The 20,816-nt window shown below is 67.8% G+C and carries 20 protein-coding genes and 1 pseudogene; 10 read left to right on the top strand and 11 right to left on the bottom strand.

What is annotated here, in order from left to right:
* Positions 1–67 precede the first annotated feature (67 nt).
* The 7 genes and pseudogenes from ACZ4TV_RS04405 to ACZ4TV_RS04375 form a co-directional block, all read left to right on the top strand.
* Positions 68–1,387, top strand: coding sequence for an aromatic ring-hydroxylating oxygenase subunit alpha (locus ACZ4TV_RS04405; RefSeq protein ID WP_468130545.1), 1,320 nt, complete (start codon positions 68–70; stop codon positions 1,385–1,387).
* Positions 1,384–1,896: an aromatic-ring-hydroxylating dioxygenase subunit beta gene (locus ACZ4TV_RS04400; RefSeq protein WP_468130543.1), complete on the top strand. Its 513-nt coding sequence runs from the start codon at positions 1,384–1,386 to the stop codon at positions 1,894–1,896. The genes ACZ4TV_RS04405 and ACZ4TV_RS04400 overlap by 4 nt, the downstream gene beginning before the upstream one ends.
* Positions 1,897–1,985: 89 nt before the next feature.
* Positions 1,986–2,378 carry a carboxymuconolactone decarboxylase family protein gene (locus ACZ4TV_RS04395; protein WP_468130541.1) on the top strand — a complete coding sequence of 131 codons (393 nt, stop codon included), beginning with the start codon at positions 1,986–1,988 and terminating at the stop codon, positions 2,376–2,378.
* Positions 2,368–2,877: a hypothetical protein gene (locus ACZ4TV_RS04390; RefSeq protein ID WP_468130539.1), complete on the top strand. Its 510-nt coding sequence runs from the start codon at positions 2,368–2,370 to the stop codon at positions 2,875–2,877. The genes ACZ4TV_RS04395 and ACZ4TV_RS04390 overlap by 11 nt, the downstream gene beginning before the upstream one ends.
* Before the next feature lie 71 nt (positions 2,878–2,948).
* Positions 2,949–3,995, top strand: coding sequence for a hypothetical protein (locus ACZ4TV_RS04385; protein WP_468130537.1), 1,047 nt, complete (start codon positions 2,949–2,951; stop codon positions 3,993–3,995).
* 17 nt (positions 3,996–4,012) lie between these two features.
* Entirely contained in the window at positions 4,013–4,414 is a 402-nt protein-coding gene (locus tag ACZ4TV_RS04380; protein ID WP_468130535.1) for a VOC family protein, read from the top strand.
* Positions 4,415–4,480: 66 nt separating this feature from the next.
* Positions 4,481–4,861 (top strand): annotated as a pseudogene (locus ACZ4TV_RS04375) (LLM class flavin-dependent oxidoreductase); the annotation flags it as partial.
* Here ACZ4TV_RS04375 and ACZ4TV_RS04370 read toward each other — a convergent pair.
* From ACZ4TV_RS04370 to ACZ4TV_RS04330, 9 genes are all read right to left on the bottom strand, one after another.
* Complete coding sequence (locus ACZ4TV_RS04370; RefSeq protein WP_468130534.1) at positions 4,851–5,309, bottom strand: FAD synthase family protein; 459 nt, start codon at positions 5,307–5,309, stop codon at positions 4,851–4,853. The pseudogene ACZ4TV_RS04375 and the gene ACZ4TV_RS04370 overlap by 11 nt on opposite strands.
* Positions 5,310–5,311: 2 nt before the next feature.
* Positions 5,312–6,841 carry a delta-60 repeat domain-containing protein gene (locus tag ACZ4TV_RS04365; RefSeq protein ID WP_468130532.1) on the bottom strand — a complete coding sequence of 510 codons (1,530 nt, stop codon included), beginning with the start codon at positions 6,839–6,841 and terminating at the stop codon, positions 5,312–5,314.
* Positions 6,842–6,926: 85 nt separating this feature from the next.
* On the bottom strand, positions 6,927–8,468 hold the full coding sequence (locus ACZ4TV_RS04360) for a lipopolysaccharide biosynthesis protein (RefSeq protein WP_468130530.1): 1,542 nt from the start codon (positions 8,466–8,468) through the stop codon (positions 6,927–6,929).
* Entirely contained in the window at positions 8,465–10,273 is a 1,809-nt protein-coding gene (locus tag ACZ4TV_RS04355; RefSeq protein WP_468130528.1) for a hypothetical protein, read from the bottom strand. Before ACZ4TV_RS04355 ends, ACZ4TV_RS04360 begins: the two co-directional genes overlap by 4 nt.
* Positions 10,248–11,723 (bottom strand): hypothetical protein, encoded by a 1,476-nt coding sequence (locus tag ACZ4TV_RS04350; RefSeq protein ID WP_468130526.1) that lies wholly within the window; start codon positions 11,721–11,723, stop codon positions 10,248–10,250. Before ACZ4TV_RS04350 ends, ACZ4TV_RS04355 begins: the two co-directional genes overlap by 26 nt.
* Positions 11,724–11,877: 154 nt before the next feature.
* Complete coding sequence (locus ACZ4TV_RS04345) at positions 11,878–13,083, bottom strand: glycosyltransferase family 4 protein (RefSeq protein WP_468130524.1); 1,206 nt, start codon at positions 13,081–13,083, stop codon at positions 11,878–11,880.
* Positions 13,084–13,109: 26 nt separating this feature from the next.
* Positions 13,110–14,090: an NAD-dependent epimerase/dehydratase family protein gene (locus tag ACZ4TV_RS04340; RefSeq protein WP_468130522.1), complete on the bottom strand. Its 981-nt coding sequence runs from the start codon at positions 14,088–14,090 to the stop codon at positions 13,110–13,112.
* Positions 14,091–14,230: 140 nt separating this feature from the next.
* Positions 14,231–15,385, bottom strand: coding sequence for a glycosyltransferase (locus ACZ4TV_RS04335; RefSeq protein ID WP_468130520.1), 1,155 nt, complete (start codon positions 15,383–15,385; stop codon positions 14,231–14,233).
* Positions 15,382–15,903: an LbetaH domain-containing protein gene (locus ACZ4TV_RS04330; protein ID WP_468130518.1), complete on the bottom strand. Its 522-nt coding sequence runs from the start codon at positions 15,901–15,903 to the stop codon at positions 15,382–15,384. The genes ACZ4TV_RS04335 and ACZ4TV_RS04330 overlap by 4 nt, the downstream gene beginning before the upstream one ends.
* A gap of 375 nt (positions 15,904–16,278) precedes the next feature.
* Here ACZ4TV_RS04330 and ACZ4TV_RS04325 point away from each other — a divergent pair, with 375 nt between their 5' ends.
* Positions 16,279–16,965, top strand: coding sequence for a hypothetical protein (locus ACZ4TV_RS04325; protein ID WP_468130516.1), 687 nt, complete (start codon positions 16,279–16,281; stop codon positions 16,963–16,965).
* A 168-nt stretch (positions 16,966–17,133) separates the two neighbouring features.
* Positions 17,134–18,072 carry a class I SAM-dependent methyltransferase gene (locus ACZ4TV_RS04320; protein WP_468130514.1) on the top strand — a complete coding sequence of 313 codons (939 nt, stop codon included), beginning with the start codon at positions 17,134–17,136 and terminating at the stop codon, positions 18,070–18,072.
* Positions 18,073–18,080: 8 nt separating this feature from the next.
* On the opposite strand, the gene ACZ4TV_RS04315 is transcribed toward ACZ4TV_RS04320, so the two are convergent.
* The gene (locus tag ACZ4TV_RS04315) at positions 18,081–18,782 is read right to left on the bottom strand and encodes a CDP-alcohol phosphatidyltransferase family protein (protein WP_468130512.1); all 702 of its coding nucleotides are present in this window, start codon (positions 18,780–18,782) and stop codon (positions 18,081–18,083) included.
* 140 nt (positions 18,783–18,922) lie between these two features.
* On the opposite strand from ACZ4TV_RS04315, the gene ACZ4TV_RS04310 reads away from it, so the two are divergent.
* Positions 18,923–19,747 (top strand): class I SAM-dependent methyltransferase, encoded by an 825-nt coding sequence (locus tag ACZ4TV_RS04310; protein WP_468130510.1) that lies wholly within the window; start codon positions 18,923–18,925, stop codon positions 19,745–19,747.
* Here the strand turns inward: ACZ4TV_RS04310 and ACZ4TV_RS04305 are convergent.
* Positions 19,729–20,757 (bottom strand): glutathione S-transferase family protein, encoded by a 1,029-nt coding sequence (locus ACZ4TV_RS04305; RefSeq protein ID WP_468130507.1) that lies wholly within the window; start codon positions 20,755–20,757, stop codon positions 19,729–19,731. The genes ACZ4TV_RS04310 and ACZ4TV_RS04305 overlap by 19 nt on opposite strands.
* Between the last annotated feature and the right edge of the window lie 59 nt (positions 20,758–20,816).

The raw sequence follows: 20,816 nt of genomic DNA, 5'->3' as shown, positions 1-20,816 counted from the left end.
ATGCTGCCGCACGCACGGCCGAGGTGGTGGTCTGAACCGTTCAGAAACTACAGCGAAAGAGGGAGCAGTGACGATCGAACTGCAGCGGCTGGAGGACGAACCGATCGTCGTCGATGATCTGGAGCGCCTCTCGTTCCGGGTGGACCGCCGCGCCTACACCGACGACGACGTGGCCGCACGGGAGATGGCCAGGATCTTCGATCGCTGCTGGTTGTACGTAGGGCACGAATCGGAGGTGCCCGAGCCGGGCTCCTACGTGTCGCGCGATGTCGGCGGGCGCCCGGTGTTCATGGTGCACGGGTCCGACGGGGTGATCCGGGTGTTCGCCAACAGCTGCACTCACCGCGGGGCCCTGCTCTGCTCGCAGCCGGCCGGGAAGGTCAAATCCTTCCGGTGTCCCTATCACGACTGGACGTTCTCCAACAAGGGCGAATTGACCGGGGTTCCCATTCCGGACGGGTACGGGCCGGGCTTCCGGAAGGCGGACTTCGGCCTGGCGGAGCACCGTAGTGACAGTTACCGCGGCTTTGTCTTCGTCACCTTCGATCCGGAGCAGCCGCGCACCCTGACCGAGTACCTGGCGGGAGCCACGGAATACATCGATCTGGTAGCCGACCAGTCCGAGACCGGGATGGAGGTGATCCAAGGCGCGCAACTCCACGGGGCTCAGGCCAACTGGAAGCTGATGATGGAGAACAGTGTCGACATCTACCACTTCCGAGCCCTGCACAAGCGGTACGTAAGCTACATGCAGTCGCTCGGGTCGGTGCCACCACGACGACGGGGTGGCTTCGCCCGCGCCCTCGGCCTGGGCCATGGAGCCAACGAGCTGCCGCCGGCCGCGGCCCGCCCGCTCGCCCACTGGACGCCGATGTTCGACCCCGAGCTCCGGCCGCGCATGGAGGCGACCGCCGCACGGTTCGTCGAGAAGTTCGGTGCCGAACGCGCCCAACGGATCACCGGCATGAACCGCGCGTTGATGATCTTCCCCAACCTGATGATCATCGACGCGATTGCGCTCACGATCCGCAAGATCGACCCGGTCGGCGCCGACCGGATGGCCATCACCTCGGTTGCGCTGGCCCCCAAGGACGAAGATCCGGAGATCCGGGAACTCCGCAAGAGCCACTACCTGACGTTCCTCGGCCCCGCCGGCTTCGCCACTCCCGACGACATCGAGATCATCGAGTCGTGCCAGCGCGGTTATCGCAACAGCACGGTGCGCTACTCGGACCTGTCACGCGGTATGGACAAGGAGATCCCCGAGACGACCGACGAGCTTCCCGCCCGCGAATTCTGGCGGCAGTGGGACCGGATGATGCACGGCGACGACGGTCACTTCGAAGTCCCTCGCCAGGCCGAGCTGCAAGGGGCGGAACAGGAATGACCAGCGAACTGATAGTCGACGATGCGGCCCAGTTGAGGCTGTGGCATCGGGTGAGCCAGTTCCTTTTCCGTGAGGCCCGGCTGCTCGACGAGTGGCGTCTGACCGAGTGGTACGACGAGATGCTGACCGACGACATCCGCTACGTGGTACCGGCTACCGACGTCCGCGGCGAGCCGGCCGGCGCGCTCGGGCTCATCGACGACGATGCCGCCCGGCTTCGCCAGCGGATCGAGCAGATCCTCAATGGTGAGGTGTGGTGCGAGGACCCGCGGTCGCGAACGAATCGCGTGATCAGCAACGTGGAGATCCTGGCTGATCAGGGCAGCCACCTCGAGGTGACGGCGAATGTCGTCGCATACCGCTTCGGGCACGGGCGCTCCGACGCCTACGTCGGAAAGTATCGGTGCGAACTCGTCGCCGAGGGCGAGTCGTTCCGGATCCGGAGAAGGGTCGTGGTGCTCGACCACGAGACGTTGTACGAGCACGGCAAGCTCAGCATCGTCCTGTGATGGGCCGTTGTCGGACCCGCCCGGGTCCGAGCGATCGTCGCCTGTTCGCCTTGACGCGAACGTTCGTCCCCGTACGGAGGAGTTGATCGATGAATCAGCAGTCTGCCCGGCGCGAGCGGGGTGAAGTCATCTTCAAGGAGGTCTTCGGCCGCGAACCACGCCCGGGTTCCTACCCGGAGTTCCTGCAGATCACCGTCGACCACCTGTTCGGCGAGATCTGGGCCCGCCCGCAACTGAGCCTGGAGGAGCGCGAACTGGTCGCACTGACCGCGGTCGCGATGGCGCGGACCGATTGGGAGTTGAGGGGCCACATCGGTGCCTCCCTGAACCTCGGCATGTCGCGAGAGAAGATCGTCGAAGTCATCATTCAGCTCGCCTACTACGGCGGCTGGCCGGTCGCCAACAACGGACTGCGCGTGGCCCAGGAGGTCTTCGCCGAGTTGGACAACGTCACCGGGAAGGAGGCGGACCATGACCGTTGAAACGATTCCTCTCGACCCGGAGGAGAAGGTCGACCTGTGGCGCCAGCGGTACTTCGAGGCCCAGGCGGCCGCGGAGGAGTTCGTCCTGGGAGAGCACGGCGAAGAAGGCCTGGACGGATGGATCGAGGCGAACTCCCGTATCACCGCGGACCTGCTGCGGGCGCAACGGCCCGAAGGGGTGTCGGCCGCCGATCACTTCGTGGCCCGGCTGCAACGTCAGCTCCTGCTGTACGACTCGGCGGTGTCCACCGAGGCCCAGCCCTCGGGGACCGTCCTGCGTAATGCCGACTGCGGGATCCTGCGGTACCGCAAGAAGGCAGCCCGCGCCGGCGTCGTGCTGACGTTCAAGTCACCGTGCGGGTACTGCCAGAAACTCCAGACCGCCATCGCCACCCGCTACGTGGAACCGGACGTCACGGTGTCGTGCGAGCAGGCGGGCGACGGGTGCACCTGGCGTGCGGAATCCGCTCACGCTGTGGAGGAGGACGCGGCCGGGTGACCGGACCGGCCGAAACGTCCTCCAGCCCTTCTCGCACCCGTCTCTTGGAGTGATCAGGCATGCCTTTGTCGATGGCCGACAAGATGATCCGTCTCAACCTGATGTCTTTCCCGCGCCCCCTCAACGTGGCGCAGTTCTACCCGGCGCTTTCGACATACAGCGTCGAGCGGCCTTTTTCGCTCGAAGATTTTCGAGCCGCGGCCGGTCACTTCTTCGACCAGAACCCGCTCTTCTCGAAGTGTCATTTGATTGAGCGGGAGTTCGAAAGTCCGGAAGAATTCCCGATCGAATCATTTCAGGGGATCGTGCTCGACGAGTACCCCCACTACTACGACGGCTTCCTGTTGATGTCCGTCACGTACAGGTCGAACCCCAACATCCAGGGGATCTTCACGGCCTTCCCGATGTCGATGCAGGACGGCTACAGGTGCTTCCGCTTCCATCAGGCGTTGATGAGCACCATGAAGGCGGGCGAAGACCGGTTCCGCATCGCGGAGGCGATAGCGGAGCTTCAACTGCAGACCGCTGACCTGAACCAGTACCTCCCCGAGAGGAAGCCGTCCGTCGACGAGAACGAAACCGTGCGGATCATGCCCTGGACGGTTCGCGAGACCGTCGAGCCGGCTGCGAAGATCGGTTCGTTTCTCGACTCGGTCAAGGCGGAGTTCCAGAAGAGGTCCAGTGAGAACCTTCTCGTGATGAAGAACGCCTCGTACGGCGCAAGCCTTCCCTTCGGAAACCACCTCATGTTCCTGTTCGTTCCGCGCGAGGTGGTCGATCGGAGCGATGGTAGTCAGATTCGCGACTACTACAAGGAGCTGGCGATCGAAGCGGAGAAAGCCGTCGTGGAGCTGGAGACGCCGGAGGACTTCGCGCGAACCGGCGCAGCCGTGTTTCCGTGGATAGGCACGCACCCCCGTCGATTCGGCGTCAACAACTACGGCGACGTCTCGCGGTACGACGGGTCGGACTTCCTTCCGGAAAAGGGAACCCTCGTGCAGTACCAGTGGCACATGCCGTACACCGTCTCGCAGGGTGCGGCCACGGAGGGATCGGGAATGTACATGACCATTACCGTCAACGGTAAGGCGTTCCATTTCCTGACGGAGCGGCGGTAGGGGAGGCGGGAGCAGCCGTGAAGATCGTCAAATCTTTTTACAGGGTATACCTTCGAAAGGCGGAACTCGAAGCATGTAAAAAGTTCTACATGGCGCTCCAGGGAGTGGACCGTCCGCACCACGAATTTTATTACGAGGAATTCAGGCTCGATATCGTGGGGATCGGAGGTTTCCTGCTGCTCGCGGGAGACAAGGCCGACACCGAGCGGTTCGAGACCACCAAGTTGACCTGCCTGGTGGATGACCTGGACGCCGTGGGCGCATACTTCATCCAAACCGGCGTCAAGATCATCGACGATATCAAAGTGGTTCCCTCAGGGCGCAACTTGCGCGCCATGAGTCCGGACGGAACGATCGTCGAGTACGTCCAGCACAGCGATGACTTCAAGCACAAGATGGCTGGGAACGCCTACGATTGAAATGTCTGATCCGGGGTTGTCGGTGTGCTGGGACGACAGCGGCCCCCCGCCACCGAAATTCGGTGGCGGGGGGCCGCCGTGGCGGCCGGCCGCGACCCGGACTCGATCACCATCTGCGTGGCGGCCCCGGCGTACGAGAGCGAGGACCTCGCGCACGCCCGTGACCAGTGCAGGTGGTTCGGCGGCATGGTCGGCAACCACGTCGCCGACCTCGTCTCCCGCTACGGCGAGCACTCCTCGATGGTCCCCGAGGACCTCACCGAGTACATCAAGGCCCGCCAGGGCTACGACTACAGCCACCACGGCCGCGCCGGGAACCCCTCCACCGACTTCGTCCCCGACGAGATCGTCGACCGCTTCTGCCTGCTGGGCCTCCCGGAGGCCCACATCGCCGAGGCCACGATCGACGCCTACGGGGAACGGATCATCCCGGAGGTCAACTCCTGAACGACGGCCCTGCGCCGGCCTCAGCGGGGCTCAGGAGGTCGAGCGCCCGGCGGAGGATCGTGCTGGACGTGTGCGCGGTGTGCGGGAAGTAGACGACCTGCACACCGACCTTCGCGAATTCGCTCTCCAGGGAGGTCCAGAGGTCCGTGCCGAGCCAGTCGTCCCCCTTGAAGATGACGTCGAACCCGAGCTGTCTCCAGATCTCGACCTTGTCGTCCACGGTCGCGACGAACGTATCGTCGACGTAGCGCACGCTGCGCAGGACTTCCAGCCGCTCGGGGAGCGGCACGACGGGCGGTCTGCCCTTGAGGCGAACCACGAGATCGTCCGAGCAGACACCGGCGACGAGGATGTCGCACTGTTCCCGGGCCCGGCGCAGGACGTTGAGGTGACCCACATGGAACAGGTCGAAGACCCCCGGCGCGTATCCGAGTCGCTTTCTCCTCATCGTCAACCCGCCGGTTGCTCGTCGGCGGAGGTGACCTCGAGTGGCGCGGAAGGGGGTGAAGCGTTCTTGCCGTCGGTGACGGTGATCGTGTACTGGTGGCGGGAGCCCGGAGTGACGGAGTCCGTGTAGGTCATCGTCGGGCGGTCGTACCACGTGGACCGCCGCGACGGCGAGGCCACGAGGACGCCGTCACGGTGGATCAGATAGGTGAGCTCGGAGTCGTCCCGGTCCCAGGCCGCCTGCCAGGAGAGAGTGATCTGGCCGGGGCCGGCGGGAGTGGCGGTGAGCCGGGGGACCGGCTGCGGGGTTCCGGTGTCGGGTTCCGCCGCGAAGCGGGTCAGACTCTGCTGCGGTTGCTCGTTGACCGAGGTGAATTCGCCGCCTGCCCACAGGATGTCCCCGGCCAGCGCCAAGGAGCGGGGACCGATGCCTTCACCGATGCCTTCGTTGGTGTTGGGGTACCAGTGGAGGATGCGAGCGTCGTCGGTCGACTGCGCCAGGAAGTGCTGCCGCCTTCGGTGCTCGGGAAACCCTCCGGGTGTGGCCGAGCAATTGTGGGCGTGGGAGGCGCTGTACAGGACGCCGCCGCGGACGACGAGGTCCTGGGTGGCTCCCTTGCAGTTGTCCTTCCACACCATCGTGTCGTCGGACAGCCTGCCGGCGATCCGGCCGTCGAAGATGCCCGCTCCCCTGCCCTCCGCCGCGAGGTAGAAGTTCGTGCCGTCATGGGCCAGCGACTTCACCACGGAGCGTTCCGGGAGCCAGTAGGGGTAGGAGGACACGGTCGAGCCCCGGGAGGGGTGCAGGGCGACCAGCGCGTGGACCGGCTTCCCGTTCACATGGTCGAAGTCGCCGCCGACCATGAGCTTTCCGTGCTCGGGCGCGTGAGAGACGGCCCGTACCGGCCGGTCGATGTCGGCGCTGAACGGGAGGAGCGATCCGTCGGGGGTGAAGGCCGCGAGACGCTTCCTCGCCTGGCCGTTCACCAGCGTGAAGTCGCCGCCCAGGTACACCGTGTCATCCGTGGTTTCAATGGCCAGCACGGGCGCGGACATTACGGGCCGGAAGTCTCGACGCAGGGTGCAGTCGGCCGTGTCGAGGGCGACCGCGCGGGCCACGGAGGCGTCCGAGGCCTTCCCGAAGGAGCCTCCGACGTAGAGGACCCGGCCGTCCGGTGAGGCCTTCAGCGCGGTGACGGGTCGCGGGCCGCCCGTGAAGGAAGGGGCGCAGGGCAGGAGGGCGCCGGTGACCGCGTCGAACGCGGCGAAGTTCTTGCGCACGACCTCCTTCTCGCCCGGCTTCGCGCCCGGCGGTCGAACCTTGCCGAATTCGCCGCCCGCGTACACGACACCCTGTGCGTACTCAAGTGACCAGACGATGCCGTCCGTCTGCCACGTCGGCAAAGGGTCGGCGGTCAGGGTGCCTTCATCCGCGGCCGACGTGGCGTGGGCGGTCATGAGTGAAGCGGCCGCGGCGAGGATCACGGCGGAAGCCGTGGTGACCAGCCTTGTCGGGTGTTTTCTCAGGCGCATGCAGCATCCCAGTCTCGGAGATGAGGGGGGTGAAGAGGGGGGCAGAGCGGCGGCCTCACAGGTCGGCCGAGGCGGGGGCCATCCCTCACATGACTCGTTTGCGGAGCACGCCGACCAGTTCAGGCAGCCCAAGCATGCCGCGAAACCGGCACAAACCTACACTGAACGCACAAAACCCCAGGGCAATTCCGGCGGCGAGTCCGGCGGGTGTGTCACCGACCAGCAGCCGGACGGGGAGGACGACAGCCGCCGTGACGCCGAGGCCGGCGCCGGTCGCGGCGAGGTAGCCCCGATCGACGGTCGTGAAGCCCGGATATCGCCGTACCAGGGCCGCGGACATGACGTTCTCCAGGACGATCGCCACCGCCCACGACAGGGCGGCTCCCAGGATTCCCATACGAGGCACGGTCAGGAAGCCGACGGCCATCTGCACCGCGAATGCGGTTCCGGTCACCGCCAGATGCCACGAACTCTTGCCGGCCATGAGGAGCACCGTCTGCGCGTTGCCCACGCCCACGTTGAACGCGGAGGCGGCCAACAGCAGCAGCAAGGCTGCTTGCCCCTGGCCGAACTCGGGCCCGAACAAGGAGAGCACGGTGGCGGGAAAGCCGGCGGTGAACACCAACAGGGGCCAGGAGAACAGCACGATCCAGCGGGTGGAGACGCGGTGCAGCTGGCATGCCTGCCCGAACTCGTCCAGGGCGAGGAGCCGGCTGATCTCCGGAGCGACGGCGAGCCGGATGGCGAGCTGCAGGAGTGTGACGGCGATGACGACGCGGCTCACTGCGGTGTAGACGCCGGCCTCCTCACTCGTCGCCAGGCTCGACAGCAGAATGACGCCTGCCCAGGCGGCGCTGATGTCGAACACGGACGAGACGGCCCGTGGTGCGGCGTAGACCCAGAACCCCCGCCGGTCGACGGCTGTTACGCCGTCCGCCGTCTCCCTGGCCTTCGCCCTGCACCGGCGCAGCGCCGCCCAGGCGACCAGGACGCCGGCGAACGAGGGGACGAGCCAGGCGGCGGCCAGGTTCAGCGCCTGCGGGGCCAACAGGACGATCGGTACGGCGATCAGCACACGAAGGACCGGTTTGCCGATCTGCTCGACCCCTACGAACGGAACCACGGTGCCGTAGCCCAGAGTGGCGCCGAGCAGGATCAGCGTGATCGTCGCCAGCGGCAGGAACAACGCGAAGAGACGAACGAGGGTCGTCGCGTCATCAGGGGTGAGGTCCGGAAGCAGCACGGTGGCCGTCGAGGGGGAGAGGAAGAGCAGAACGGCCGCGGCGGTGCTCGCCATGGCCGCGGGCGCCAAGGCGGCGCGCAGCAGCGCGCCCACCTGCCGGCCGCCGCCCACGGCCACATCGCGGGACACGAAACGCACCAGCCCTGTGTCGGCCCCGAGCTTGCACGTGTTGCTGAGGATGGTGAACACCGCGATCCCGGTGAACACCGCTCCAGAGCCATGGGAACCGAGGGAACGGGTGACCAGGGCGACGAGGATGTAGCCGAAGGCGGCGTTGACCACGGAACCGAGGAAGCCCCACCATCCACCGCGTGCGGTGGCGGCGACTCCGTTCCGGGCGGCCGCTGCGCCGGTGGCGGAAACGGCCGTGCCGGAGGCGCTCATCCTTGGGAAGCGGTGACCGTGGCGTCCTGGGCGGGCGGCGCCGGCTTGGAGGTTTTCTTCGCCTGGGCGGGCGGCGCCGGCTTCGGGGGCTTCTTCGCCTGGGCGGGCGGCGCCTGCTTCGAGGATGTCTTCGCCTGGGCGGGCGGCGCCAGCTTCGAGGGCTTCTTCGCCTGCGTGGGCGGCGCCGGCGTCGAAGGCCTCTTCTCCTGCGCCGCGCCGTCCAGGTGGTCCGCGGGCGCGGGCAGCTTCGCGACTGCGTCGACGTGGACGGGCGGCACCACGGACGCCCGCGGGCCACGGACCGGCGAGTTGTCCACGGTTGTACTGAGCCGGCCGCGCCGGGTGCCGGTGTCGAGCACCGCGCCCACGATCCGCGCGCCGGAGCAGCTGACGAGCTCCCGGATGCGCATGAGGTCGTCGCGCCTGGTGCGGCCCAGGTCACCCACCACGAGGATGCCGTCCACGCGTTGGGCGACGGCGAGGCCGTCGGCGTGTTCGAGCAGGGGGCGGGTGACGACGACGGTGGACCTGCCGGAGGCGGCCACCGACAGGACGCGCGTCACCATGGGGGAGGCCGGGGTGTCGCCGGTGGTGGCGCCGCGCCTGTCGGGGGCGAGCAGGAACCGCCCCGCCGAGCCCGCGTCGATGACGACCCTGCCGTCGATGAGTGCGGGCAGTACGTCGTCGTCGACGCCGTCGTCGGTCACCAGCGGCAGCCTCCCGGCGAGGCCCGGTGTGCCGGCGGTGGCATCCACCAGCAGCACCTGCTCACCGGACTCGGCCAACGCGGCAGCGAGGTTGACCGCGGTGACCGCGGCGTCGCCGTCCTGCTTCGGCGCCACGACCAGCAGGCTGCCGCCGGGGGCGGCGGCCTCGCTGTTGCGCAGGCGGAAGGCGAGTGCCCGGTACGCCTCGGCGCGGCTGCCGCCGCCTCGGCCGAGCTCCAGCAGCGCGTCGTCGACACCGCTGGCCTTGGGCAGGATCCCGAGCACCGGTACCCCCAGGGCGGCCTGGACGTCGCCGACCGAGTGGACCCGCAGGTCCAGGGCCGAGCGCAGCCACGCGAGCACGATGCCCGAGGCCAGGCCGGTCATCAGGCCGAGGGCGATCAGCGCGGCCGCCCCCGGCCCCGAGGGGTGCGCCGGGGGCTCACCCCTGCGGACCGCCTCACCACCGGTGGTGTCACGGGCCTTGATGTCCGAGATCCGCTTCTGCAGCACGTTGATCTGGTCCCCGAGAGCCGCACTCTGGGGCGTTTGCGGCATGGCCGCGGCCTGCTTGCCCAACAGGGCCACCTGCTGCTCCAGCGCTCTTGTCATCCTGGTCACCACACCGTCCGTCCGCTCCTTGCGGTCGGCGAGGTAGGCGTCCACGAACGCGTTGGTCACCCGGGCGGCCCGCTTGGCGGTGCCGGCGGTGTACTCGAACCTGAGGACCTGGGTGTCCGCCGGGTTGGAGACGCGCAGGCCCTCCAGCAGCCCGTCGGCACGGGACGGCTCGCCCAGGGCCCGCGCCGCACGGGCGGCGACAGTGGCGCTCAACGAGATCTGCCGCTCCGTGCCCATGCTCACCTGATGGTCGACGGACACGCCGAACGGGCTGAACGGATCCGTTGTCGAGCGGACGAGGACTTCACCGGTGGAGGTGTAGTTGCCGGCGCGCAGCAGCACCAGCAGCAGACCGCCCAGCAGGCCCAGGAGGATGCCCAGCGCGATGGTCCCCCGGTACCTCAGCAAGCGCCGCAGCTGGTCGCGGAGCTGGTCACGTTCGTCGTACCGGTCATCGAAGCTGGTGGAGCTGGTCACGGAAGCCTCCTGTCGAGGGGGTCGGTGCATGTCCGGAGGGCGGGGCCCACGGGGCCGGTGAGGGGGACCGGGATGACCGGGCGGCGGGGGCGGTGATGAACAGCGGAATGACGATCAGCAGCAGCAACGGCCCCGCGATCGCCATCAGGCTGCCGCGCAGGAGGATCATCTGGTAAAAGGCGAAGGCCGGGACCAGCAGCAGCGCCAGCGTGGCCTTCGCGTCCCCCAGCCGTCGGCGGATGTCGTCCATGCGGCGACCGGCGGCACCCAGCAGGAAGAACACGGCGACCACGGAGGTCGGGCCGGCCCACAGGTAGCTCTCGATCCACAGGGGCGCCGAGAGGTTCTTGAACTGATAGCCCGCGAACCGGGCGAAGGTGATGCCCGTGGCTTCCGGTTTCTCGGGCCACACCGCACGCGGCACCATGAACAGCGCCGGACCCAGCGCGAGTGAGGGAGAGAAGCCCTTCTCCTCCGCGTAGTCGATGCCTGTCTGCATCTGCTGGAACGCGTCGTAGTCCATGCTCGTGGAGAACTGTTCGCTCAGGGTCACCATGTCGAGGTCCTCCCGTTTGTCGTAACGGAAGTAGTCGGCGTAGGGGAAGACCAGCAGAACCGTGACCACCAGTGCCGCGGCGGCCAGGCGGAACGCGCGAGGGCGGGTGAGCCGACGCCAGGAGAAGAGCAGGACCAGCAGGACGGTTCCCGCCCAGAACCGCGGTTTGCTGATGGGGTTGTTGACCACCACGTTGAGCGCGAGCAGGAGGGGCAGGAGCAACCAGGCGATGCGCCGCACCAGCCGGTCGCCGCCCGCTCGGCGTGGCAAGTGGACCAGCGCCACCAGCGCCCAGAAGGCAGGGACCGCGAGGAGCCAGGTCTGCAGTGCCCGCTCGGTGTCCGCCGCGTGGCCCGTCGCCCGCACCGCCTGCCTGCTCGTGAAGTAGTCGCCGAGGTCACCTTGCTGGGGGATGAGTACGACGGCGATGGCCAGCGACAGCCCGCACAACAGCAGGACGGGCACGGGCGCGAGCCTGCGGGACAGGACCGGTTCGAGGACGGCCGACGGGCGCTCCGCGCGCCGTGCGGCGAAAGCCGCCCCGACGCTGTAGGCGATCAGCCCGATCTCGGTCACGGCCGCGGCGGCGAAAGCCGTGGAGTCACTGGCGTGGTAGGAGAGCGGGTAGACGTCCGCCGTGAGCATGGCCAGCGGGGCCAGACCGAGCCACACATAGGTGAAGAGCCAGAAACCGAGGGCGACGAGCCGCACCGACGTGCCGGTGAGCACCCGGCCCAACGCGCCACCGGCGTGGGCCACCACGACAGCCTGGAGGACGAGCGCCGCACTGAGGCGTACGTCGGAGATCTGCAGGAGCAGGGCCGGCAGCACGCCGACGAGGACGATGACCCAGCCGCAGACCGCGGCCGCGGAGCGGTTCTGACTGCCCTGCACCTGCACTCCCTCATGGAGGTGAGTAAAACGGGACTAATGTGCGCTAATGAGTTATAGCCCGCATTCGAGACATGATGGGTACTCAACGGACTCACGAGGGGGTGTTTCGCCGAATGGCCCCCACCATCCGGGCTCACTCGGCAGAAGAGACCGATCAGCGGCCGGCGCGGGCGCGGCCCGCGGTCCTGAGAATGTCCTCGAACCGCGAGGCGCACCCTTCCAGGGCGAATTCCCGCTCGGCCAGCGCCCGGCTCTCCTTGCCCAGCGATTCGGCGCGTGCCGGATCGGCCAGGATCTCGCGGACCCATCCGGCCGCACTGTCCAGCGACGATTCCTCCGGTGGGAACACCGCCGAGCCGGCCTGACGGAGCAGTTTCGCGGCGAGGTTCTCCGCCGGCATCAGGCCCAGGACGGGCCGTCCGGCGCAGAGATAGGAAAGGGTCTTGGAGGGCACGGAGAATGCCCCGGCGTCCGATGTCAGGAGTACGACGAGCACATCGCCCGCGCTCAGCACCTCGGGGAGCCTGTCGTAGGGCTGGAAGGGCAGCAGGGTCAGGTCGACGCCGCGGTCGGCGGCGGCCTGCCTGACGACGGGCACGGCCGGGCCCTCGTTGACGACGACGAGGCGGACGTTCTCGCCCTGCTCGCGCAGCCGTTCGGCGAGCTGCACAAGCAGGACGGGGTTGTGCTTGAGGCCCAGGGTGCCGGAGTACAACAAGGTCGTGACGCCGGTGAGGCCGTGCTCGGCGGACCATGCGTTGGCACGGTCCACGGGGAAGATCTCGTCCAGGGGTGCCCAGTTCGGGATGACGGTGACCTTGTCGGCGGTGCCCCACTCCCGATGGACCTCCACGAAGGAGTCGGCGATCACCACGATCGCCGAGGCGCACCGTGCCGACCACTTCTCGCCTCGTTCGATCACTCTGGCGGCGACGCCCATCAACTTCGACACGCCTGCGGCAGCAAAGCCCTTGAGTGCGACAGCGGTGACGTCCTGATGCCACAGCACCCACGGAATGCCCAGCGCTTTCAGTGTCAGCGAGGCCACGACCAGGGCCGGGATCGGCATGTTCGCCAGCATGACCACATCGGGACGGTGCCGGTGTACCTGACGGGCCAGCTGGAAACCGAGCCGTGTCTCGGTGAAGAGGCGGCGGACGAACGCGTTCTTCTTCAGCGCGATGCCGTCGCCGATGGTGACGAATCGGAGGCCGCCTGCCGCCTCTCCGGCAAGGTTGCCTTTCCCGGAGACGTAGGCCTCACACGTGGAATGCACGACCTCGTGACCGCGGCCCGCGAGCTCACGACTGAGCTGGGCCTGGAACGGGTGGCCGCTGTAGTCATGGACGAGGATCTTCATGGCTGCTCTCCCGACCGGGTCGCGGGTCAGTACTGGGCGCGCTTGACCTGGTCGTAGACCCAGGCATAGGTCTTCTCCAGGCCATCACCCAGTTCCACCGACGGCTCCCAGTCGTAGAGCTCCCGGATCAGGCGGTTGTCGGAGTTGCGGCCCCGCACACCCTGTGGCGCGTCAGGCTGGTACGTGCGCCGGCAGCGGATGCCCGCGATCTCCTCGACGATGTCGACCAGTTGGTTGATGGTGACCAGCTCCGAGGAACCCAGGTTCACCGGCAGGCTGCTGCCGCCCCTCATGATCATCTGCGTGCCGTGGAGGCAGTCGTCGATGTACATGAAGGAACGTGTCTGCAGGCCATCACCCCAGATGTCGATCCGGTGATCACCGGAGAGGGCCGCCTCCGCGATCTTGCGGCACACGGCGGCGGGAGCCTTCTCGCGTCCGCCGGTCCAGGTCCCCTCGGGGCCGTATACGTTGTGGTAGCGGGCGACACGGGTGGTGAAGCCGAAGTCCTCCTCGAAGTGGCGGCACATGCGCTCCGAGAAGAGCTTCTCCCAGCCGTAGCCGTCCTCGGCTTGGGCGGGGTACGCGTCCTCCTCCTTGAGCGCGGTGACGTTCGGGTCGGTCTGCTTGCCGGCGGCGTACACGCAGGCGGACGAGGAGTAGAAGTAGCGCTCCACTCGGGCTTCGTGTGCGGCTTGGAGCATGTGGGTGCTGGTGAGCACCGTGAGCATGCAGGCGGCCTTGTTGTTCTCGATGAAGCCCATGCCGCCCATGTCGGCTGCCAGCATGTAGACCTGAGCGGCATCGCGTACGGCGGCGCGGGCGTTCTCGCGCAGCGACAGGTCGGCGACGACGTTCTCGGCGGCCGGGTGCACCTGCTGCCACTCGCGCTTCGGCTTGATGTCGACACTGCGGACCGTCAGTCCCTGGGACAGCAGGTCGGCCACGAGGTGCCCACCGATGAAGCCCCCTCCTCCAGCAACAATGACGTCGACCTGTTTGCTCATGACAGCTCCTCCAGGGTCTGGGGTCCGATGTGGAGTCAGCAGCTCTGCTCGCCGCCGAACATCTGCATCACAGGGACTCGCCTGGTAGGGTAATCGTCGTTTGTCTAATTTTGTCCGATATTTCTCGTGTTTCTTATGTTCTATACCTCTAGTGCCTCCCTATGGGCGCCCGCAGCCTCGGTATTGAGTGAGCGGTAGATCTCTTCCAGCCGCTCCCCCACGGCATGGATGGAGAAGGCCTCTTCGACCGCGAGCCGGCCGGCCTCGACCAGTTTCCCCCGCCGCGCCTCGTCGGTCAGCAGTGCGCATACCGCATCGGCCATGGCCCGCGGAGTGCCGTCGGTGACGACCGCCGCCCCGCGGCGCGCCAGTTCCTCCGCCAGGCCGCAGGTGTCGGTGCACACCACCGGGGTCCCTGCCGCCAGGGCCTCGATCACGGTCATGCCGAACGGCTCGTCCCTGCTGGGCAGCACGTATACGGCCGCCGTCGCGTAGGTCCGTACCGCGTCCGAGTAGTCCAGGGCCCCGCCGTAGGTGACGACCTCTTCCAAACCGTGGGAGGCGATGAGCCGGCGTACTCCCGCCAGCGTCCCCTCGTCCGCGCCGTACATCCTGAACCGCGCCTCGGGCATCTTCGCGTGGACTAGCGCGGCCATCTCCACGAACGCGTCGGGGCGCTTGCGCGGGTGCAGCCGGGCGAGGAACAGCACCTCCCGGTCCTTTCGCCCGCCGCCGGCGGCGTCGACACCCTCCGGCCGCACCCCGTTGGGCAGCACCAGCAGCGGTGGACCTTCCGGGCCCACGACCTGCGCCACGGCACGCCGCTCCCGTTCGGTGAGGACCAGGCAGGCGCGCGCGCGGCGCAGGAGCGGCACGTACACGCGGTCGAACAACCTGACGACGGCTCTGCGCCGGGGCTCCACCATCCCGTGCGTCTGCGCGAAGAACGGCTTGCGCCGCAGCACGGCCACGCCGAGGGCGACAAGGGAGACCAGGTCACGGCCGGCGTGGACGTGCACCACGTCCGCCCGGCCCATGGAGTGCCACATGTCCCGGGCGAGCAGCGGGTGCATGAGCCCCGCGAAGCGCCCCGGCAGCATGGAGCGGGCAGGGCGCGTACGCAACGGCACCGGCCCCATCCGCGCGGGCGCATGCGTCCTGCCCCGCCAGAGCGACAGCAACATGACCTCGTGCCCGCGTGCGGCGCACTCCTGGAGTTGGCCGACGGCGACGCTCGTCGGGCCGCCGTACGCTCCGTCGTCACTGACGAGCGTCACCACGTGCACCAGTCTCATGCCGCGACCCCCGTCGTGACGACCTGACCCGGAGCGACGTCGCGGTGCGCGACCGCCGAGGCGCCGACCACCGCTCCGCGGCCGACGGTCACACCACGCAGCACAACGGCCCGCGCCGCGACCCAGGCCCCGGGCTCCAGCCGGATGGGCCCGTTGTCGAACTCCATGGTCCTGCTGCGCCGTTGATGGCTCCCGGTGCAGAGCAGCGCGTCCTGGGAGACGCACACATCGCTGCCGATCGTGATCGGCTCCAGGTTCAGCAGCCAGGCGCCTTCTCCGATCCACACGTCGTCGCCGACTTCCAGCCGCCAGGGCCAGTGCACGCGCACCCTGTGTCGGATGAGGACACGCTGTCCGATGCGTGCCCCGAAGGCTCGCAACACGGCAGGCCGCCAGCGGGCCGGGAACCACCATCTGGCGAAGGCGAGATTGAGGACGGCGAACCACGTCGCCTGCACAAGCAGAGGACGTCCCTTGTCGTAACCGGCTCCGGTGAAACCCCGCAGGGCACGCTCCATGGCGTGATCCTTCCTGAGGTGTGTGAAATGTCCGAATATCAGTGTGTTCACAACTTCTCTGCAATGCGGGACATCCGTGCGTGTTGACGACGGTGCTCTGCCATCCGTGTGCGCCTTCGCCGGGGGACCGCCCACGACCCCTGCGGGACGGCGGGAACGCACCTCGCGCGGTGCACCGCCGCTGGGCCTTTCCAGTGCTAAACGCAGTCCGGATGGCCTAGGAACGGAGGGGTGGAGTGTGGCTCGCGGTCGGCCGGGCAAACGATGAGGTCGCTCGGCGGCGGACGACACCGAACAGGTGGAGCAGTCGCATACGCCACACAACGGTCTGCCGGCGCGGAGTTCGGCCCACCCCACACAAGGAGAAAACTCTTCATGCGAGTCACCACTCAACGCAAGTCGTCGAAGCTGCGAAAGCGCATCGGAGTGCAGGTCGTCGGTATCGGCCTGACGTCGGCGCTGGCGATCGCCTTCGCCACCCCCGCCTTCGCGCAGACCCCGGGGCCGCAGTACGGAGCGGAGGTGGCGCCCGTGATCCCGGTCGACGGCGGAGGCGACCCCATCGTCAACCCCAACTGCGACGACCTCGGCATCGAGTTCGACTTCCAGGTCGACACGGACGACTTCCCGGACGACTTCGAGGGCGAGGGTGCCGTCGACCTGCCCGGCGACTCCGAGATCGAGTTCGAGATCTACGACACCGTCTTCCCGCCGCCGGACCCCCAGGGCCAGCTGGTCGACTTCAACGTCGACCCCGAGGACAGCGAGTTCGTCGTGCTCGCCGCCATCGTGAAGGGCGGCCAGCCGGGCAACGCCTACATCTACACGCCCGATGGCGTCGCGGCCGACAACCAGCTGCACGCGCCGGTCAACGACAACACCGGGGACTTCTTCGGCATCAGCCACATCACCTTCTGCATCGGTGAGAACGGCTACGTCCCGCCCACCTCCACCGCGAAGCCGGCCAAGCCGGCCAAGCAGGCCAAGCCGGCCAAGACGATCAAGCAGGCGAAGCCGGTCAACCACATGAAGCAGATCAAGCAGGCGAAGCCCAGGGGCTGAGCCGGAGCCGCCGTGGAGCGGTGGTTCGGGGTGACGACACCCGCTCCCGGGCGGAGTTGACACCTCCGTTGTCGCAGGGCACGCCGAGGCCGGACATCAGGCCCAGAATTCGGCGTGTCCTGCGCCCGTTTCCGGCGGCATTCTCCGAAACGAAATACCCTGGTGGCCATGGGAAATGATCGGGTCACCTCAGTCCTTCAGCGGCACGTGAAGCGCGCGGTCAAGCGGCAGGCGGTCGTCGCGAACAAGCTGTTCTCCCGAGTGGGGATCCTGGTGGCCCCGCGCCACTATTACTCCTCCGCTCCGGATCTGCGCGGTCTCGCGGAGACCAGCGACCTGTGGCGCGCCCCTTCCCGGCTTCCCGGCATGCGGGTCGAACTCGATGAGCAGATTGCCTGGCTCGAAGAGAAATGCCATCCCTTCGTCGACGAATATCGCGGGAACGCGGTCTTCGAGGAATCGGGTCCGCTCGGTCCCGGATACGGCTACATCGAAGCCCAGGCCCTGCACGGAATTCTTCGCTCCACGGCGCCGCGACGCTATCTTGAAGTGGGCAGCGGCGTCTCCACTCACATCGCGTTGCGGGCGCTCGCGCGCAATGCCGAGGACGGCCGGCCGGGCACGGTGACCTGCATCGAACCGTACCCGCGCGACTGGCTGACCTCTGACGCCCGCGTCACCCTGCACCGCATGCCGGTTCAGGCCGTCGAGATGGAGACGTTCACCTCTCTCGCCGCGGGGGACGTCCTGTTCATCGACTCGTCCCACGTGGTCAAGCCCGGCTCGGACGTGAACTTCCTCGTCCTGGAGGTGTTTCCGCGGCTGGCGCCCGGGGTCATCGTCCATCTCCACGACATGTACCTGCCGTACGACTACCAGTGTGATCTGCTGGACAGCGTGCTGCACTGGGCGGAAACCTCGCTCGTCCGTGCCTTCCTGACGCACAACGACCGGGCGCGGGTGCTCGCGTGCCTGTCCCATCTCCACTACGAGCGGACCGACCGGCTGCGCGCGGTGTTCCCCGACTACCGGCCGGCTCGCCACGAGGACGGTCTTCGTGCGGGTGACGGACACTTCCCCTCGTCCTTGTGGTTCGAGGTCTGCTGACGGCCGCTTCAGGAGAGCTCGCGGAACCACTTCACGAGGAAGGCGACCATGAAGAGGACGTGGGCCACCAGCAGCGCCGAGTACACGCCGAGGAAGAGGTCCTCGCGCGGTAGGAGCAGAAAGCTCGCGCAGATCGTCCCGTAGTCGACGGAGAGGAGGGCGACGGATCTCGGACCGGAGGGTGGCGCCGAGCCGGCGCCCCTCCCCGCCTGCCGCTTCAGCTGCTCGGTCAGCATCCCCGCGAAGAGAATGACAGTGGCCGCGAGCTGGAAGACCAACGGCGCCAGGAGGAACCCCTCGCTGGGCAGGTCGAAGAAACGGTAGAACGACACCAGGACCACCGTGTGGACGCCCATGATCTTGGCGGCGTCGATCGCGTGGTCCAGCAACTCACCGGAAGCGCTCGCCCTGCCCTGGATCCGTGCCAGTTGCCCATCCGCCGAGTCCAGTGCGAAGCCCAGTGCCAGCGCCGCGAACACGCAGCACGCCATCACCGGTCCGGGCGGCAGCAAGGCCACGACCGTCATTCCCGAGAAGGTGAAGAGAGCGCCCAGCACGGTCACCTGGTTCGGAGTGACACCCGTCCGGTAGGCCACGGTCGCGAGCATTCTGCCCGCGGGCCGATTGACGAACCGACTGTAAAGGGACACCCCTTTCGGGGATTTCTGGGCAGTGGCCAAGCACCGGAACGCGTCAGAAAGATCTGACATCTCACCTCGCCATGGAGAGCGCAGTCGGGAAACCAACTATGGCAGAAGGTCAGTGCCGCCGGTCGTTCCACACGAAACCCACCCGATTGGACGGCGGTGACGTTCCATCAGGATATGTGCCCACCACCTACCTTCGGCTGATGACCAGTATCACCGACAGGCCTTCCATGGGTGAACTCCAGCAGCGCGGCCACGACATCAGCCACGATTACGCCAAAGGGTCGCCGCACATCCTCCACCATGGCATCCGAGGCCGCATCGTGGGTCACATTCACCAGTTGGTCGGAGAGATCGCCGACCGTAAAGGTGCCTGCCGTGTCATTGAAATCGGTGCGGGACACGGGACGTTCACCGATCATCTGGTGGCCGCCGGGGCGGACGTCGAGGTCACCGAGATGAGCGCGCCGAGTGCGGATTTCCTCCGATACCGCTTCCGGCACAACAAGAAAGTGACCGTAACCCACGATCCGACCGGCGAAGCACCCTTCACGGGCGACCCGGTCGACGCGGTGGTCTGCATCTCCGTCCTGCACCACATCCCCGACTACCTGGACGGCATCAGGCATCTTCTCTGTCGTGTCGCCCCTGGCGGCGTGTTCCTGAGCATGCAGGACCCCCTGTGGTACCCCCGTCGCTCCGCCCTCTCGCTCGCCGTGGACAGGGGCGCGTACTTCTGCTGGCGGGCCAGGCAGGGAGAATGGCGTCGGGGCCTGGGCACGAGGGCGCGACGCATGCGCGGCATCTACGACGAGGCCCGCCCGTCCGACATGGTCGAGTACCACGTGGTACGCCAAGGCGTGGACGAGCAGGCCCTCCAGGCGACCCTACGACCGGTGTTCCGGACCGTTGACGTGGAGCGCTACTGGTCGACGCAGAATCCCCTCCTGCAGCAGGCGGGCGAGAAGCTGGGCCTGAGGACGACGTTCGGGATCATCGCACGCGACCGTTACCGAGCGGTCGGGTGACGTGGCGAGAGTGGGGTGTGGTCGGCCGGTACCGCTTCGTCCGCGGGAACCGGTCCGGGCGGGGTGCCGTGGCCGAAGGGCCGGCCGCCCAGGGCGGCGCGGTCGTGCGGTGCGAGCCATCCCGACAGGTCGGGTCCCGTCGGCACGATCCCGCTGGGGTTGATGTCCGAGTGCACCAGGTAGTAGTGCCGCTTGATGTGCGTGAAGTCGACGGTGTCGCCGAAACCGGGTGTCTGGAACAGGTCCCGCGCGTACGCCCACAGCACCGGCATCTCGGTGAGCTTGTTCCGGTTGCATTTGAAGTGGCCGTGGTACACCGCGTCGAAGCGCACGAGCGTGGTGAACAGCCGCACGTCCGCCTCGGTGATCGTGTCGCCGACGAGGTAACGGGACCGCGCGAGCCGGGCGCAGAGCCAGTCGAGCCGGGTGAACAACCGCGCGTACGCGTCGGCGTACGCCTCCTGGGACCCGGCGAAGCCGGCCCGGTAGACGCCGTTGTTCACGTCCCGGTAGACCATGTCGTTCACCGCGTCGATCTGCGGCCGCAGCGCGGGCGGGTAGAGCGCGGGTGCTCCGTCGCGGTGGTGGGCGGCCCACTCCAGCGACATGTCGATCGTGATCTGCGCGAAGTCGTTGGTCACGACCCGGCCGGTCGGGACGTCCACGATCGCCGGCACCGTGATGCCCCGGTCGTAGCCGGGGTCGCGGGCGAGGTAGGCCTCCTGGAGCCGCTCGATGCCGAGGACCGGGTCACGGCCGCCCGGATCGAGGTCGAAGGTCCAGCTGCGCTCGTCGTGCACGGGCCCGGCGATGGCCATCGGCAGGGCCTGCTCCAGCCCGAGCAGCCGCCGCACGATCACGGCCCGGCTCGCCCACGGACAGGCCCGGCTCACCACCAGGCGGTAGCGGCCCGGCCGCACCTCGTAGCCGTCCCGCCCGTCAGCGGTGATCCGCGTGGTGATGTACCGGCTGTCGCGGGAGTATTCCTTGCCGGGGGTCACGTAGCTCACCCCCGGCACCTGCCCGCGTACGGCTGCGGCTAACGCGCTGTCGCCGGGCGGCCGGGCCG

This window comes from Streptomyces sp. NPDC028910 (assembly GCF_055564955.1).
Note: the sequence above shows the minus strand (reverse complement) of the source record. Positions and strands in the feature narration are given on the sequence as shown.